Here is a 16,456-nt window from a genome sequence, read left to right on the forward strand (position 1 = left end):
CTGCCCCTGTTCCTCGAAATCCTGCCGCTCCGATGGTCGACTCGGCCCACGAAGTCTACCGACCAGTGACCTCGGCCCGGACGGCGAGCGGTTGCCGATCGGGATCGAGGAGAACGTGTCGGTGAACGAACGCCCCGACAAGCCGAATGTACTTGCTGCACAACATTCCGTCATCGAGGACGTCGCCGCTCATGTCACCGGTCCCGACTGCCCGCACCACCTGCCGACCGGCTCCCGCGAACCACCCGGTGCAACTGGCGCTCCAGACCGAGTTCCGACCATGCCGCGAGACGTCGAGGAAAGGGGTTGGCGGAGTGGTCGTCGAGACATTCCAAACACATAAGCCGAAGTAATGACCTCGATCACTAATGCGAGCTTGCCGCGGGCGACAGGCACGACCCAGCATGGATTGCGCATGATCCGTACGAAAGGCAGATGAATGACTTCAGAGCTGGCGGCGGTCGCCTTCGATGCGACTGCAATTGCAGAGATTATCGACCTGGATCGGTATCCGATCGATCGCCTCGATTCCGAGGAAGGGCGCCGACTGATCGAGCGTTGCCGGAATGATCTGCGGACTCGCGGCGCATGCCAGCTCGACGGATTCATTCGACCGAATGCCGTCGAAATCCTCGTCGCGGAGGCGCTCGAAAAGTCAGCGGACGCCTACCGGACCGACGACACACACAACGTGTACTTCGAGGACATTCCCGAGGACGCGGCGGCGGACGACCCGCGAGGGATGCTCCAGCACTCCTCGAAGCTCACGATCGCGTGGGACCAGATCGCCGAGGAATCCGCCCTGCAAACGGTCTACAACTGGGATCCGCTGACCGATTTCATCGGACAGGCGTTGGAAATGCCCAGCTTCTACCGCTACGACGACGCACTGGGCGCCTGCTCGGTGGCGCTCTTCGAGCAGGGCGACGAACTGGGCTGGCATTTCGACCGATCCCATTTCGCAGTGACTCTCATGCTCCAGCCCACCGACGAGGGCGGAGAGTACGAGTACTTCCACATGCTCCGATCCCCCGAATCGGAGAACTACGCGGCAGTGGCGGAGCGGCTGAACGGATCCCGATCCGGCGTGATCACCCTGCCGAACGAGCCGGGCACCCTCAGCTTCTTCCGTGGTCGATACTCCATGCACCGCGTCACTCCGGTGGCGGGCGAGAAGACCCGCGTCAATGCCGTCCTCGCCTATTCCGAGAAGTCGGACGACAAGCTGAACAGCATCACCCAGAAACTCTTCTACGGACGCACAACGTAACCGCGCGACAGCGCCAGGGGCCGGAGGCATGCGAGCGAATCGCGCAAACATGCCGCCGGCCCCTGGCGCTTTTCATCGCCGACTGCGCGCCGTCGAGGAACATGCTCTCGCTCAGGATCGTGGGCTACTCGACCGGCTCGGACCGGGAGGTCGACGCGCTCGACTCCGCCGTCGCAGACGGGCTGTGGGCGATGAGCAGGCGATCGGCTGTATCGTGCACAGCGACCGCGGATCGCAGTCGTTCCCGCAGGTTCGCCCAAGTGTCGGTTCGGACCGCGATCGCCTCCGGGCCGAACAGGCCTATCACCGACGCCCTACCAGGCCCGCCTAGTTGACCCGTCGAATACGAGACCAGCTTGACCACACCAGCCACTCGGGCTGCGCAACCGAACCTGCCACCCGATCGCTCAGCCGCCCGGTTCGACTCGCCCCATCGAATACCGAACGGTATCCAGATCAAAGTCAGGTCCACCCGGCAAGCGGGCCTAGCTGCGCCGAAGGCCGGTCGGAAGCCGCTCCCCTTGACATCAGCTTGTATAGACCGGAATATACAAGCCGCGCTCATGGAACGTGAGCCAGCGCACAACAGCTGCGGACGCCGGATGCGGACGACAACAGAGTCGCTCGACAGCCTCGTACCGCGGGCAGTGCTCTCACCGCCCGATCACTAGGAGCACCCGATGGACATCACCTCACCCGGCGGCGAGGCACGCGCGATCAGCGCCCCGGCGTCGCCGAGCGTGCTCCGCGTGGACAACCCCACGGTTGACGGGGCCAACTGGGCGCAGTTCCGCGAGCCCGAGGCCGAGGGCCGGATGCTCCACCCCGCCGGGCGGGAATGCGGACGCTTCCACATGCTCCGATCCCGGAATCGGGGAACCACGAGGTGGTGGCGGAGCGACTGAACGGGTCTCCAACCGGCGCGATCACCCCGCAGAACGAACCGGGCACCCTCGGTTCTTCCAGGATCGGCACTCCAAGCATCACGTCACTCCGGTGGCAGGCGAGAAGACGCGAGCCAATACAGTTCTCGCCTGTTCCGAAAAGCCGGACGACAAGCTGAACGACATCAACCAGAAGCTTTTCTACTGAGACGCAATGTAATTGCGCGACAGCGCAATGCCGCTGGAGCATGCCAGCGAGTGGGGCAATCATGACTCCGGCCCCCTTCGTTTCTCGTCGACATGATCGCGCCGGAGTTTGCAGTGCTTCTGAATTGATCAAGTCGGCATGACGAACACGGACGAAAAAGGGAATTTCCAGTGCACTACACCAACCCAGGCCATAACTTGACCGGAAAAGATCTGACAGCTCTCACGGAAAATTCCATGAGCCCGTTCGAACTGGATGCGGCCTCCCTTGATCTCATGGAACGGTCGTGGAAGACGGCGACGAGTGCAGCTGAACGTCGGCAGGTCTACGGTCGGACGACCGGAGTCGGCGCCAACCGAGAGGTGCAGATCGACCAAGCACTCGAGCAGGATCTCCGGCTGCTACGCAGTCACGCGACGGGTGCCGGGCCCTATCTCTCCCATGACACCGTCCGCGCTGCGATGATCGTGCGGCTGAACCAATTGCTGGCCGGCGGCTCGGGCATGCACCCGGACATCGTCGAGGCGATCTCGAAGTCGCTCAGCCACGACGACCTGCCGCGAGTACACGCTTCGAGCGCCATCGGAACCGCGGATCTCAGTCAGTTCGCCGAGATCGCGCTGGGGCTGATGGGCGAGGCCGACCTCGAGAGCGGTCGACGGGACCCGATCTGGCGCCCCCACCCCGGCGACGCTCTGGCGCTGATCTCGACAAATGCCATGGGCGTCGCCCGCGGTATCGCTGCCTGCCAGGCGATGGAGCGCTACATCGCGCATTACGAGGCTGTCGCCGCGTTGTCGCTGATCGCGACCCGCGGTTCGACCGAGGCGTTCGACGAGTTCGTCCATGCGTCGCGCCCGCAACCACACCAGGCGTCGACGGCCGCAAGGATCCGGGCTCTCGTCGCAGGCCACCAGTGGACCCCACGGCGGGTGCAGGATTCGTACGGGTTCCGCGCCCTCCCGCAGGTTCTCGGCCCCGCGCGGCATGCGCTCGAATCCTATTCGGCTGCACTGGATATCGAGTTGAACTCGGCAGCCGAGAACCCGGTGGTCAGTGTCGATCGGGACGATGTCTTCCACAACGCGAACTTCCACGTGCAGGCCCTGGCCCTCGCATGCGACCACTCCAAACTCGCCCTCTTCGGCGTCGCGAATCTGTCGATGCGGCGACTGGCGAACCTCACCGAGCCCTCGTTCACAGGCCTGGATCCGTTTCTGGCGGTCGGGCCGGCCGGCAGCAGCGGCGTCATGCTGCTCGAGTACATCGCGGCAGCGTCCCTGGCGAGGTCTCGGAATTCGGCGACCCCGGCAACGCTCGGAACAGTCACCATCTCACGCGGGACCGAGGACCACGCGAGCTTCCACTCGCAGGCTGTCGAACAATTGCAGGACTGCATTCAGTCTGCAAACGAGATGCTCGGGTGCGAACTCGTCGCCGCGGTGAGGGCACTTCGCATCCTCGATGTTTCGCTCGATCCGGAAACCCCGCTCGGCACCTACCTCCAGCGAGTATCGAGCGTTCTCGATCCGAACAGCCTCGACCGTCCACTCACCCAAGACCTCGAGAGCGCGGTCAACTTCCTCACCCAGTCTCATGGACTGAAAGGCATTTGATATGTCCGAAAACTCAGTGATCACCGAACCCAGCGACGCGCCCGCCCAACCAACCGCGCTCGACCAAATTCCGTTCAGCCGATTCCACGCCAAGATCACCGCGATGACACTCGGCGCCAATTTCTCCGACGGCTACACGCTCGGAATCATCGGCGCGATCCTGCCCACGATCAGCACACAAATGGGACTGTCCTCGTTCTGGGAAGGGATGATCGCCAGCTCCGCCCTGATCGGCCTCTTCCTCGGCAGCATGATCCTGGGACGAGTCGGAGACATCATCGGGCGGCAACGCCTCTATGTCCTCAACTTCGTGCTGATCGCAGCGGTGTCGCTGCTGCAGCTGTGGACCCCCAACGTGTTGATACTGTTCGCCCTGCGCGTTCTCATCGGCTTCGGACTCGGTGCCGACTACGCAGTCGGACCCACCCTGATGTCGGAGTTCGCGCCGCGCAAGCAACGCGGAGCCATGCTCGCCTCGCTCACCGTCGCGTGGACCGTCGGCTACGTCGCCGCCAACGTGATCGCAACCTACCTCAACACCGGCGACGACTCGTGGCGCTGGCTCCTGGCCAGCGGCGCGATCCCCGCCGTGATCGTGCTGGTCGTTCGAATCGGCACCCCCGAATCACCCGGATGGCTGATCAGCAAGGGACGAGTCGACGAAGCACGCGCAATCGTCCGCCGCTGCTTCGGAGTGGAACTGGATACCACCACAGTCGCGCAGCAAGAGGAATTCACCGCGTACAAGGAACTCTTCAGCCCGACCTACCGGAAGCGCACCTGGTTCGCCGTTCTGTTCTACAGCGCTCTCGTGCTCCCGTACTTCGCGATCTACACGTTCGTTCCCACGATCCTGTCCGGGCTCAACGTCGAGGACGCCGATCTCCAGTACCTGATCCTCAACATCTTCCTCCTCGTCGGAGGCATCGCCGGAATCTGGTTCGTCGCCAAGATGCCCCGTCGCTCGTTCACCATCTGGTCGTTCGGTGTCCTCGCCGTCTCCCTCGTGGCACTGGGCGCGCTGAGCGACATGTCGGTCACGGCAATGATGATTCCGTTCGTCATCTACACGTTCGTGATGTCGGCCGCCTCGAACATCACGCAGGTCTATCCCGCCGAGCTCTTCCCCACGAGCCTCAGGGCCTCCGGCGTCGGATTGGCCAACGGGCTCAGCCGGATCGCCTCGGCCGCCGGCACCTTCATCCTCCCTGTCAGCCTCACGAACTGGGGAATCTCCGCCACGATGTACTGGCTCGCCGGGGTACTGCTCCTCGGCATGCTGATCTCCATCCGATGGGCACCCGAGACCAGATCGCAGCACCTGGTCTGAGCGCCGGGAAATGAGATTACTGTTGCCGCACTTCGCGATCCGCGCGGAGTGCGGCAACTGTCATTGCCGGAAAGTCAGTCCAGTGCAGATATGCGAGTCGAATAGAAGCAATTCATGAGTAGGCCACCGTGGACGTCGATCGAATTTCGACACTTCCTCGCATTGGCCGAGGTGGGTCGGGCGGGTTCGTTCACGGCCGCTGCCAATGCACTCGGTTATACCCAATCCGCGGTCAGTCAGCAGATAAAGAAGCTCGAGTCCGTGGTGGGGCGACGCCTCGTCGATCGTCCCACCACCACTCTCCAATCGGTCACGTTGACCGATGAGGGAAAGATTCTGCTGGAACACGCGAAAGCGATCCAGGCACGACTCGAAACAGCGTGGGCCGATGTCAACGCGCTGTCCGAGGGCGCCGTCGGAACCCTGCGAGTCGGCAGCTACGAGAGCGTCGGCACGAAGATCCTCCCGCACACCCTGAAGCTGTTCAAGGAAACCTGGCCCCGTATAGACGTCGTGCTCGAGGAGCACGACGACGACGAGATCCTCCTCCAGCGGGTCGAGGGCGGCGAGTTGGATCTGACGTTCATGGTCTTTCCCCTGACACCGGGTCCATTCGAATCCGCTGAGCTGCTTGTCGATCCGTACGTTCTCGTCGTACCTGACAGTTCACCGATCGCGACCGGGGAAGTCCCGATGCAACTCGACCGGATATCCGACATTCCCCTCATCGCCTACGGAAAACTGCGCGGGATCCATGACATCGCCTCGCGACTGGGGCGGCCCAGCCTGAATGATCACGTGGTCTTCCGCAGCAACGACAACGGCACGATCCTGGGCATGGTCGCGGAGGGTTTGGGCGCGGCAGTCATGCCGCGGCTGTCGGTGGACGTCAACCAGTCCGGATTCCGGATCGTCGACTTGATCCGGGTCAGCCCCAGGATCATCGGGATCGCGTGGCATCGGGGTCGCAGGATCACTCCCGTCATGCAGTCATTCATCTCGGCTGCGACGAGCAGTGCAGGTCTGCTCGCCTCATAGGGACGCCGGTTCCGCGTCATCACGCACTCCGATCGTCGAATCGATCTGCAGGCGAGCGCAATACGTGTCCGAGCGCGAAACAGTCACCGTGCCCGGGGTGGACACGCGTGTCGCACGGAAGGCCCCGGAGGGCTTCGTGAACCGGGGTGGGGACTCGAGGCTGCCCTCGCCCGCCGGTCGGCCGGCGTCTCCAGGGCATCACCGGCGATCAGGACGCCCAGACGCGCGACGTACAGGGACACCGCCCCGGCCGTAGGGGAAGGGGTGTGCACCACCTGGATCTCTTCGCCGGCCACCGCAATACGCTGTCCGTCGTCGAGCCGCCAGTAGCGGTGGTCACCGTGAAACGTCTGCCACAGGGCGTGGTCGGCCGGATGCAACAGAACCGGGGCGTACAAGCCGCACGCGACATCGACCGCCAGACGGTGGTCCGGATGCGCGTTCGTCCCCGTTCCAGCCGTGGAACGGGGACGAACACGGTTGTGTACCTTGTTATCGGCTCACTACACCCCAGCGCCTTCGAGGAGATCGGTGCGGTACTTCCGGGCGCGGTCGAGGATCGCCTCGGCCGCACGCAGACGCGGAAGGTAGCTTCCGTCGATGCTGTCGGGGCGGTTGGCGAGAAGTTCCCTGGCGCGCTGGACCTCCTCCGTGCTGGGCGCGAACCCGGTATTGATCATCCGAATGTGATCCGGCTTCACACAGAGCATGCCGCCCATCCCGTTTGCCACGGAACGGCGGCAGTAGTTGCGCAGTCCGTCCGCGTCGGATGCGAGAGACGGCCCGTCGATCGGAGCGGGGAGCCCGGCCGATCGGCTGGCCAGGACGAGGTGGGACCGCGCCCCCATGACGGTGGCGGAGTCGTCCGTCGCCGCCGTGTCGTGACGGAAGTCGCCGCTGCCGAATGCCAAGCGGGTCAACGAGTTCGCGCGCGCGATCGAGACCGCGTTCAGAACCCCCGTCGCGGACTCGATCAGAGCGATCACACCACCAGCGAAGTCGCCGAGCCCGGCCGAGGTCGCGTCGACCTCGGCCGGGTCCTCGGCCTTCGCCAGTACAACCCCGAGAATCCCCGGGCAGTGCGCCGCGAAGTCGAGGTCCACTTGCCAATCCGCAGTGGTGGCTGGATTCACCCGGATCCAGGCCTTCCCACCCCTCGCTGCCCAATCGTGGATCTCGTCGCGGGCACGCGGCCTGTCTCCGGGCACGACGCCGTCTTCGAGATCGAGGATGACGGCGTCGGGGCCATACCCTCGAACCTGGTCTTCCAGTCCGTGCGTGCGGGTTCCGGGCACCAGCAGCCACGAACGCGCGTCACGCGGAGCGACCGCCCCGACGGACTCACTGATGTTGCGGCAGTTCAGGGTAGTGATGACTTTTCCTCTCGTGGATGGAGCACAGGTCAGTTTCTGCGGATCAGCCGACCATCCGCCGCAGCTGACGCGACGCGACGGACAGCGCCGCCAGGTCCCGTCGGCCGGATGCGGCGATCTCCGCGAGCGCCTCGCGAGCCCGGCGCAGACGGGACTCGTTGCGTTCCTGCCAATCCGCGATCATCCGCTCGCTGTCGTCGCCCGGAGCCCTCTGCGCGAGGACGTCCAGGGTGAGGGCGCGCACGCTGTCGTACAGCTCGTCGCGCAGAGCCAGGCGCGCGAGCGCATCCCAGCGTCCCTCGTTGGGCAGATCGGAGACCCCGTTGAGCAGCGGGACGAGCCCCACCCGCTCGCACAGGCGGAAGTAGAGCTCACCGGCGACCGCCGTGTCGCACTCGGCCAGCTCCGCGATCTCGACGACGTCGAGCAGACCGAACCGGTCGAGCGCCAGTTCGACGTCCTGAACAAGGTCCTCCGGTGCGCCGCGCTCCGCGACCGCACGCGTGCGGTCCCGGAGGTTGGTGCGGTCGGCGCCCACCAGCCACTCTTCGAGATGCGCCGACGCGTCCTCGATCCGGTCCCGGAACCGCGCGATCTCCGCGCCCACCGCGAGCGGCTGCGGCCGCCGGTGCAGCATCCACCGCGACGCCCGGTCGAGCAACCGCCGCGTCACCGAGACAAGTTCGTCGGCGACCGCGCTCGGAACATCGGCTGTCGCGATTTTCGACCACAGTTCGGGCAGCCCGAACACCTCGCTGACCACACTGAACGCGCGGACGGCGTCATCGGGAGTGGCGCCCGCCTCCTCTGCGAGGCGGAAGACGTAGCTGATGCTGCCACGGTCGACGACCTGGTTCGTCAATGCGGTCGCGACGATCTCGCGGCGCAGTGGATGCCGGTCGATGGCGTCGGCGTGATCGCGCCGCAGCGGCTGCGGGAAGTACTCGCGCAGGATCGGCAGGAACACGTCGTGGTCGACGAGGTCGCCGGCCAGCAGGGCGCTCTTGAGCTCGAGCTTCACGTGCGCCATCAGCGTCGCCAACTCCGGCGCCGACAGCCCCGCCCCGGACCGGCCCAGCGCCGCGATCGCCTTGCGATCGGGCAGCACCTCGAGCCTGCGATCCAGCGCGCCGGCCGCCTCGAGCGCTGCGATCTGGCGTCCGTGTACCTCCAGCATCGAGGGTGCGGCGGCGATCGCCGTGCCGATCAACTCGTTCTGGGAGACGTTGTTCGCCAACACCAGTGCGGCGACCTCGTCGGTCATCTCGGCCAACAGGTGCGACCGCACCTCGGCATCGACGCTGCCGGCACCGACCAGATCGTCGAGCAGGATCTTGATGTTGACCTCGTGGTCGGAGCAGTCCACACCGGCCGAGTTGTCGAGCGCGTCGGTACCCACGCGGCCGCCCGCACGGGCGAACTCGATCCGCGCCGCCTGGGTCAGGCCGAGGTTGCCGCCTTCGCCGACGACTCGAGCGCGGAGATCGCATCCGTCCACCCGCACAGCGTCGTTTGCCTTGTCCCCCGCGTCGGCGTGGGATTCGGTCGAGGCCTTGACGTAGGTGCCGATGCCGCCGTTCCACAACAGGTCCACCGGAGCCCGGAGGATCGCCTGGATCAGTTCGGGCGGAGTCATCTCGGTGACTCCCGCGTCGAGTCCCAGGACCCGGCGGACCTCGTCGCCGATCGGGACGGACTTGGCGCCGCGCTCCCAGACACCGCCGCCCGGGCCGATCAGCGACCGGTCGTAGTCGGCCCACGACGATCGCGGCAGCGCGAACAGCCGCTCCCGCTCCGCGTACGACCGTTCCGGGTCGGGGTTCGGATCGAGGAACACGTGTCGGTGGTCGAACGCCGCCACGAGCCGAATGTGCCTGCTGCACAACATTCCGTTGCCGAAGACATCACCGCTCATGTCGCCGATGCCGGCAGCCGTGAAGTCCTCCCGCTGGCAGTCGACACCCAGTTCACGGAAGCGGCGCTTCACGCTCTCCCACGCGCCCCGCGCGGTGATGCCCATCGCCTTGTGGTCGTACCCCACCGACCCGCCGGACGCGAAGGCGTCCCCGAGCCAGAAGTCGTACTCGGCCGCGACCGCGTTCGCGATGTCGGAGAACGAGGCCGTCCCTTTGTCGGCGGCCACCACGAGGTAGGTGTCGTCACCGTCGTGGCGGAGGACCCCCGGCGCCGGCACAACCGCCCCGGTGCTTCGGTCGATGTTGTCGGTCAGGTCGAGCAGACCGCTGATGAACGTGCGGTAGCCGGCGACACCAGCCTCCCGCAGGGCCGCGCGGTCGGCTTCGGCGTCACCGGTCGGCGCGGGCGGGCGGCGCAGGACGAAGCCGCCCTTCGCGCCGACGGGCACGATCACCGCGTTCTTGACCGCCTGCGCCTTGACCAGGCCGAGCACCTCGGTGCGGAAGTCCTCCCGACGGTCCGACCAACGCAGCCCGCCGCGCGCGACCGACCCGAACCGCATGTGCACACCCGCCACGGCCGGCGAATACACGAAGATCTCGTGCCGGGGCCGCGGCTCGGGCAGTTCGCCGATGCCCTGCGAATCGAGCTTGAGGGCCAGCGCCGCACGAGTGGGCGTGGCGAAGTGGTTGGTGCGCACGGTGTTGCGGACGGCGCTCAGGAGGGCCCGGAAGATCCGATCCTCGTCGAGGCCCGACACCTGCTCGATCGAGGCCGACACCTCGGCGGCGTCGGCGTCGCCGCCGTCGTCCGACGGGGTCGCCGGATCGAATCGCGCCGCGAAGCACCGCACCAGTCCGGCCGCGATCTCCGGATAGCGACACAGCACGTCCGCCACATACGCACTGCTGTAAGGCAATCCGCCCTGACGCAGAAACTCGGCGTACGCGCGCAGTACCGAGACGTCACGCCAGTGCAGGCCCGCCCGGGCGACCAACTCGCCCAGCCGGTCCGCCTCGGCGGCACCCACCCACAGCGCCTCGACCGCTGCACCGAAGCGGTAGGCGAAGTCGTCGAACCCGTCCTCCGGCGCGATCGGGTACCGGACGGTGAACTCGTACACCCAGCACGGCAGGTCGGCCGGAGAGACCAACGCGTACGGACGTTCGTCGAGGACCTCGACGCCGAGGCTCTGCAGCAGCGGCATGAGATCCCCGAGCGATGCCGGGCGCCCGCCCACGTACAGGGACAGGCGGTGCGTGCCGCGCGCCGTCACCTCGGGAACGAGTCGGACGCCGACGCTCCCGTCGGCGAGCCCCGCGAGGATGTCGAGGTCGATGCGCGCACGCTCGGGGGTGATGTCCTGCTTGTATCCGGCGGGCAGGCCGGAGACGAATCGCACGAGATGCTCACGCGTCGCCGGGTCCGCGTCGGCGAGCACACGCTCGTCCCAACTGCGGAAGATTCGGGCGAGAGCGTCGTCGATCTCGCGGGGGTTCGGCATCGGATCGGTCTGGGTGGGGACGGTGTTCATCTGGGAACCTTCCGCCGGGTGCCACGCTGCACCCGACTGGTCGTTGTGTCCGTTCAACTGGTCGAACACTCGACATCAGGGGGCTGTATCGCTGGATGCCCCTTGACACGAGCTTGTATAGACAGGAATATACAAGTCATAGTTACAGAACGTGAGCCAGCGCACAACACCTACGACAGACCGGATGTGGACGACAACGGAGTCGCTCGACAGCCGCACATCGCAGCAGCGCCCTCACCGCCCGATCACTAGGAGTTACCCGATGGACATCACCTCACCCGGCCACGAGGCCCGCCCGGTCAGCGCCCCCCGTGGCGCCGAGCTGAACACCCTCGGGTGGCAGCAGGAGGGCGCGCTGCGCATGCTCATGAACAACCTCGACCCCGAGGTTGCCGAGCACCCCGACAACCTGGTGGTCTACGGCGGCACCGGCCGCGCCGCCCGCAGCTGGGCCGCGTTCGACGCCATCGTCGCCACCCTCAAGACGCTGAAGAACGACGAGACCATGCTGGTGCAGTCCGGCAAGCCGGTCGGCGTCTTCCGCACCAACGAGTGGGCACCGCGCGTGCTCCTCGCGAACTCCAACCTCGTCGGTGACTGGGCCAACTGGGAGCAGTTCCGCAAGCTCGAGGACGAGGGCCTGATGATGTACGGCCAGATGACCGCCGGGTCCTGGATCTACATCGGCACCCAGGGCATCCTCCAGGGCACCTACGAGACCTTCGGCGCGATCGCACGCAAGCGCTTCGACGGCACCCTGGCCGGCACCATCACCCTCACCGCCGGCATGGGCGGCATGGGCGGCGCGCAGCCCCTCGCGGTCACCATGAACGACGGTGTCGCGATCTGTGTCGACTGCGACGTCACCCGCATCGACCGCCGCATCGCGCACAAGTACCTCGACACCAAGGCCGACAGCATCGAGCACGCGCTGCAGCTGGCGACCGAGGCCCGCGACGCCCGCAAGCCGCTGTCGATCGGCCTGGTCGGCAACGCCGCCGAGATCTTCCCGGCGCTGCTGGAGATGGACGCCCCGATCGACATCGTCACCGACCAGACGTCGGCGCACGACCCGCTGTCCTACCTGCCGCTCGGCGTCGACTTCGCCGACATGAAGGCGATGGCCGAGAAGGACCCGGCCCAGTTCACCGAGGATTCCCGCAAGTCGATGGCCGCGCACGTCGAGGCGATGGTCGGCTTCATGGACAAGGGCGCCGAGGTCTTCGACTACGGCAACTCGATCCGCGACGAGGCCCGCAAGGCCGGCTACGACCGCGCGTTCGCGTTCCCCGGCTTCGTCCCGGCCTACATCCGTCCGCTGTTCGAGGAGGGCCTCGGCCCGTTCCGTTGGGCCGCGCTGTCGGGCGACCCGAAGGACATCGCCGCGACCGACAAGGCGATCCTCGAGCTCTTCCCGGAGAACGAGCACCTCAAGCGCTGGATCGAGATGGCCGGCGAGAAGGTCGCCTTCGAGGGCCTGCCCGCCCGCATCTGCTGGCTCGGCTACGGCGAGCGCCACAAGGCCGGCCTGAAGTTCAACGAGATGGTCGCCAACGGCGAGCTGTCCGCCCCGATCGCGATCGGCCGTGACCACCTCGACTCCGGCTCCGTCGCCTCGCCGTACCGCGAGACCGAGGCGATGAAGGACGGCTCGGACATGATCGCCGACTGGCCGCTGCTCAATGCCCTCGTCAACACCGCTTCCGGCGCCTCCTGGGTGTCGATCCACCACGGTGGCGGCGTCGGCATGGGCCGCTCGATCCACGCCGGTCAGGTGTGCATCGCCGACGGCACCGAGCTGGCCGCGAAGAAGATCGAGGCCGTGCTCACCAACGACCCGGGCATGGGCGTCATCCGGCACGCCGACGCCGGCTACGAGCACGCCATCGACACCGCGCGTGAGCGCGGCGTGCGCATCCCGATGTCCGAGAACAACTGAACCTCACACCTGAACAAGGGCTCACGACGACCAGCGTGAGCCCGAACCGGCGGCACTGACGTCGGCTCCGCGACGAGCGGCAACGCGCAGGACGATCCCCCCTGCGTGTTGCCGCTCGTCGTCGTTTCCGGGTCCGGGAACGACGGGGAACCGCCCCTGGACAAACGGCGGGGTGTGATGCCATAGTCATCGCATGCCACTAGATGGCAATCGACTTCCACTAGATGAAATCTAGCGATTCCCCCTCTCGTTCATCCAGGAGTTACCCATGACCGCTCAGACCCTCGACGACGCGATCGACCTGTCCGAATTCCGCAGCACCGTGCGCGCATTCGCGAATGCGGAGATCCTTCCGGGCGCCGCCGAGCGCGACGAGTCCAAGGAGTTCCCCGCGCACCTGATCCGACGCCTCGCCGAGCAGGACCTGATGGGCATCTCCGTGCCGGAGGAGTACGGCGGCCTGGGCCTGTCGACGCGCGCCCAGCTCGTCGCGATCGAGGAGGTCGCCCGCGCCGACGCCGCGCTCACGTCGATCTACACCGCCCACTACCTCGGCCTTGAGCCGATCCTCGTCGGCGGCACCGAGGAGCAGAAGAAGCGCTGGCTGCCCGGCCTGGCCTCCGGTGAGGTCCTCGCCGGCTTCGCGCTCACCGAGCCCGACGCGGGCTCGGACATCGCCTCGATGCGCACGGTGGCGCGCCGCGAGGACGACGGCTGGCACCTGTCCGGTTCCAAGACCTTCATCTCCAACGCGCGCGAGGCCGACCTGGTCGTGCTGTTCGCCAAGACCGACCCGTCCGCCGGCTTCCGTGGCATCACTGCCTTCGCGGTCCCGAAGGGCACGCCCGGGATCAGCTACTCGGAGCCGCAGGACAAGATGGGCATCCGCTCGGCGCCCACCTACACCGTGTACCTCGACGACGTGGTGCTGCCGCACGACGCTGTGATCGGCACGGAGGGACGCGGCGGCAACATCGCGCTCACCGCACTCAACCGCGCCCGCATCGACGTCGCCGCGATGGCCAACGGAATCGCCCTGCGCGCGTGGGAACTCGGCCGCGAGTACGCCTCCGAGCGCAAGCAGTTCGGCCACCCCATCGCCGAGTTCCAGGCCATCCAGCTGCTGCTCGGCGAGTGCGATGCCAAGCTGGTGTCGTCGCGCGTGACCGCCGACTGGGCCTCCGACGTCAAGGACGCCGGACAGGACCTGCGCCGTGCCGCCTCGATCTCGAAGTACGTCGCGACGGAGGCCTGCTTCTCGATCGTCGACAACGTCGTCCAGATCCACGGCGGCGCCGGGTTCATGCGCGAGTCCGAGATCGAGCGCCTCTACCGCGACTGCCGGATCCTGCGCATCTTCGAGGGCACCTCGCAGATCCAGCTGCTGACGATCGCCGGCAACGCCCCGTCGATCCGGTCCACCGAGTACTGAGAGTCGAGGCAGCGATGACCACCCCCGCACTCCCCCCGCTCGACGGCGTCCGCGTCGTCGACCTGTCCCGCGTGCTCGCCGGACCGTTCTGCACCGCCCTGCTCGCCGACGCTGGCGCCGACGTCGTGAAGGTCGAGTCGAAGGCCGGCGAGGATTCTCGGCACCTCGGCCCGTTCCGGGACGGCGAGAGCATCTACTTCAACGTGCTCAACCGCGGCAAGCGCTCGATCGCCCTCGACCTCAAGGATCCCGAGGACCGAGAGTCGTTGCTGCAGTTGATCGCCGACGCCGACGTCGTCGTCGAGAACTTCCGCCCCGGCGTCACCACCCGGCTGGGCATCGACTACGAGGCGGCTCGGGCCCGCAATCCGCGGATCGTCTACGCGTCGATCTCCGGCTTCGGCCAGCACGGTCCGATGGCGGGCGCCGCGGCCTACGACCTGGTGGTGCAGGCGCTGTCCGGCGTCATGAGCATCACCGGCACCGAGGAGTCCGGCCCGACGCGTCTCGGAGAGTCGTTCGGCGACACCGTCGCAGGGCTGTTCGCCGCGTGGGGCATCAGCACCGCGCTGCTGGCCGCCCGCACGACCGGCCAGGGCCAGCACCTGGACGTCGCAATGTTCGACAGCATGCTCGCGATGCTGCCCACCGCGCACAGCCAGCTGCAGGCCACGGGCGTGACGCCGGCGCGGGTCGGCAACCGCCACCCGGTCTCGACGCCGTTCGGCACCTACCGCGCCGACAACGGGCTCTTCGTGCTCGCGATCGCGACCCAGCAGGGATTCGAGAAGCTGGCACGGACGATGGAGCGCGAGGACCTGATCACCGATCCGCGGTTCGTCGACGACACCCTCCGCACCGAGAACGAGCCGGCGGTGCGCAAGGAGATCGAGGCGTGGGCCGCGGGCCGAACCGTCGCGCAGGTCCTCGAACTGCTGGACGCGGCCGGCCTGGCCGGCTCCGAGGTGTGGAACGTCGAGCAGGCGCTCGGTTCGGAGCAGGCCCGGTACCGCGGCGTCGTCGAGTCGTTCGAGCATCCGGCGGCCGGTACGGTGTCCTACGTCCGGCAGCCGGTCGTGTTCGGCGACAGCACACGTCCGGCGGTCCGCCGCAGCCCGCTGCTCGACGAGCACCACGACGAGATTCTCGGCGAGGCGCGGGCGCGATAGATTCACCGCACGGTCGACCGTTCGGTCGACGCCCTCGGCATGGGAGACACGCATGGCCCCCGGTGACGTGACACGCAGTGTCAGTCGCACCTTCGAACTGCTCGGCGCGATCATCGAGCACGGCGGGCTGACCCTCGCCGACGCGGCGAAGACGACCGATCTCGCGACCAGCACGGCGCTGCGGCTGATCCGCAGTCTGGAGCAGACCGAGTTCGTCCTGCGCGGCGAGGACAACGTCTACCGGGTCGGTCCGCGACTGTTGCAGATCGGCGCGAAGGCCATCGCGGACAACCAGCTGCTCCTCCGCGCGCAACCGGCCATGGTCGAGATCGCCGAGATCACCCGGGAGTCGACGTACCTGTCGGCTCCCGGGCCTCGCGGTACGGCGTTGTACATGGGGCAGATCGAGGGCACCCACGCCATCCGGCACATGGGATGGGTGGGCCAGACGGTGCCGCTGCGGGGAACCGCTGTCGGCGCGGCCCTGCTCGGCGAGGTGGGCGCGGACGGCTACGCCATCGCCCACGACACCATCGAGGACCATTCCACCGGCGTCGCCGCCCCGATCTACGACGCGATCGGCAGGATCGTCGGCGCCCTGAGCGTCGTCGGACCCACGTTCCGACTCGACGACGACGTCTGCGCCCAGCACGGGCAGGTGCTCGTCGAGCGCTGCGCGCGCCTGTCCGCCGAGCTGGGCGGCACCGCCCCCTCGGCAGCCGGCGACGGCCGGAACTGAGAAGGTT

Annotated in this window: 12 protein-coding genes and 1 pseudogene; 9 read left to right on the top strand and 4 right to left on the bottom strand. The window is 67.0% G+C overall.

The features are described 5' to 3' along the window. Positions 1 to 55: 55 nt before the first annotated feature. Complete coding sequence (locus tag ABTV10_RS22545) at positions 56 to 406, bottom strand: NAD-glutamate dehydrogenase domain-containing protein (RefSeq protein WP_499030624.1); 351 nt, start codon at positions 404 to 406, stop codon at positions 56 to 58. 33 nt (positions 407 to 439) lie between these two features. Here ABTV10_RS22545 and ABTV10_RS22550 point away from each other — a divergent pair, with 33 nt between their 5' ends. The 5 genes from ABTV10_RS22550 to ABTV10_RS22570 all read left to right on the top strand — a co-directional run bounded on the left by ABTV10_RS22550 (position 440) and on the right by ABTV10_RS22570 (position 6,346). Continuing rightward, positions 440 to 1,270 (top strand): HalD/BesD family halogenase, encoded by an 831-nt coding sequence (locus ABTV10_RS22550; protein ID WP_499030626.1) that lies wholly within the window; start codon positions 440 to 442, stop codon positions 1,268 to 1,270. Between the two features lie 680 nt (positions 1,271 to 1,950). After that, positions 1,951 to 2,175: a hypothetical protein gene (locus tag ABTV10_RS22555; RefSeq protein ID WP_499030629.1), complete on the top strand. Its 225-nt coding sequence runs from the start codon at positions 1,951 to 1,953 to the stop codon at positions 2,173 to 2,175. 357 nt (positions 2,176 to 2,532) lie between these two features. Then, complete coding sequence (locus ABTV10_RS22560) at positions 2,533 to 3,978, top strand: aromatic amino acid ammonia-lyase (RefSeq protein WP_499030631.1); 1,446 nt, start codon at positions 2,533 to 2,535, stop codon at positions 3,976 to 3,978. Position 3,979: 1 nt separating this feature from the next. Then, positions 3,980 to 5,308: an MFS transporter gene (locus ABTV10_RS22565; protein WP_499030633.1), complete on the top strand. Its 1,329-nt coding sequence runs from the start codon at positions 3,980 to 3,982 to the stop codon at positions 5,306 to 5,308. A gap of 114 nt (positions 5,309 to 5,422) precedes the next feature. After that, positions 5,423 to 6,346, top strand: a complete 924-nt coding sequence (locus ABTV10_RS22570; RefSeq protein ID WP_499030635.1) for a LysR family transcriptional regulator — start codon at positions 5,423 to 5,425, stop codon at positions 6,344 to 6,346. An 83-nt stretch (positions 6,347 to 6,429) separates the two neighbouring features. On the opposite strand, the pseudogene ABTV10_RS22575 reads toward ABTV10_RS22570, so the two are convergent. The 3 genes and pseudogenes from ABTV10_RS22575 to ABTV10_RS22585 all read right to left on the bottom strand — a co-directional run. After that, positions 6,430 to 6,780: pseudogene (locus tag ABTV10_RS22575) on the bottom strand (MBL fold metallo-hydrolase); the annotation flags it as partial. Positions 6,781 to 6,849: 69 nt separating this feature from the next. Then, on the bottom strand, positions 6,850 to 7,641 hold the full coding sequence (locus ABTV10_RS22580) for an HpcH/HpaI aldolase/citrate lyase family protein (RefSeq protein ID WP_499030637.1): 792 nt from the start codon (positions 7,639 to 7,641) through the stop codon (positions 6,850 to 6,852). A gap of 121 nt (positions 7,642 to 7,762) precedes the next feature. After that, positions 7,763 to 11,170 (bottom strand): NAD-glutamate dehydrogenase domain-containing protein, encoded by a 3,408-nt coding sequence (locus ABTV10_RS22585; protein ID WP_499030639.1) that lies wholly within the window; start codon positions 11,168 to 11,170, stop codon positions 7,763 to 7,765. A gap of 262 nt (positions 11,171 to 11,432) precedes the next feature. Here ABTV10_RS22585 and hutU point away from each other — a divergent pair, with 262 nt between their 5' ends. The 4 genes from hutU to ABTV10_RS22605 all read left to right on the top strand — a co-directional run bounded on the left by hutU (position 11,433) and on the right by ABTV10_RS22605 (position 16,449). After that, on the top strand, positions 11,433 to 13,109 hold the full coding sequence (gene hutU, locus ABTV10_RS22590) for a urocanate hydratase (protein ID WP_433607761.1): 1,677 nt from the start codon (positions 11,433 to 11,435) through the stop codon (positions 13,107 to 13,109). A gap of 268 nt (positions 13,110 to 13,377) precedes the next feature. After that, the gene (locus ABTV10_RS22595; protein ID WP_433607763.1) at positions 13,378 to 14,541 is read left to right on the top strand and encodes an acyl-CoA dehydrogenase family protein; all 1,164 of its coding nucleotides are present in this window, start codon (positions 13,378 to 13,380) and stop codon (positions 14,539 to 14,541) included. 14 nt (positions 14,542 to 14,555) lie between these two features. Continuing rightward, positions 14,556 to 15,710: a CaiB/BaiF CoA transferase family protein gene (locus tag ABTV10_RS22600; protein ID WP_499030642.1), complete on the top strand. Its 1,155-nt coding sequence runs from the start codon at positions 14,556 to 14,558 to the stop codon at positions 15,708 to 15,710. A gap of 52 nt (positions 15,711 to 15,762) precedes the next feature. Beyond that, positions 15,763 to 16,449, top strand: a complete 687-nt coding sequence (locus tag ABTV10_RS22605) for an IclR family transcriptional regulator (RefSeq protein ID WP_499030644.1) — start codon at positions 15,763 to 15,765, stop codon at positions 16,447 to 16,449. Positions 16,450 to 16,456: the final 7 nt, after the last annotated feature.

It is taken from the genome of Paraburkholderia sp. RHO2, from assembly GCF_050955445.1.
Classification (GTDB): domain Bacteria; phylum Actinomycetota; class Actinomycetes; order Mycobacteriales; family Mycobacteriaceae; genus Prescottella; species Prescottella agglutinans_A.

Excerpts from the sequence above, each read along its gene's own strand:
- ABTV10_RS22545 (WP_499030624.1), bottom strand. The coding sequence starts at position 406 with ATGCTGGGTCGTGCCTGTCGCCCGCGGCAAGCTCGCATTAGTGATCGA.
- ABTV10_RS22550 (WP_499030626.1), top strand. The coding sequence starts at position 440 with ATGACTTCAGAGCTGGCGGCGGTCGCCTTCGATGCGACTGCAATTGCA.
- ABTV10_RS22555 (WP_499030629.1), top strand. The coding sequence starts at position 1,951 with ATGGACATCACCTCACCCGGCGGCGAGGCACGCGCGATCAGCGCCCCG.
- ABTV10_RS22565 (WP_499030633.1), top strand. The coding sequence starts at position 3,980 with ATGTCCGAAAACTCAGTGATCACCGAACCCAGCGACGCGCCCGCCCAA.
- ABTV10_RS22570 (WP_499030635.1), top strand. The coding sequence starts at position 5,423 with ATGAGTAGGCCACCGTGGACGTCGATCGAATTTCGACACTTCCTCGCA.
- ABTV10_RS22585 (WP_499030639.1), bottom strand. The coding sequence starts at position 11,170 with ATGAACACCGTCCCCACCCAGACCGATCCGATGCCGAACCCCCGCGAG.
- hutU (WP_433607761.1), top strand. The coding sequence starts at position 11,433 with ATGGACATCACCTCACCCGGCCACGAGGCCCGCCCGGTCAGCGCCCCC.
- ABTV10_RS22595 (WP_433607763.1), top strand. The coding sequence starts at position 13,378 with ATGACCGCTCAGACCCTCGACGACGCGATCGACCTGTCCGAATTCCGC.
- ABTV10_RS22600 (WP_499030642.1), top strand. The coding sequence starts at position 14,556 with ATGACCACCCCCGCACTCCCCCCGCTCGACGGCGTCCGCGTCGTCGAC.
- ABTV10_RS22605 (WP_499030644.1), top strand. The coding sequence starts at position 15,763 with ATGGCCCCCGGTGACGTGACACGCAGTGTCAGTCGCACCTTCGAACTG.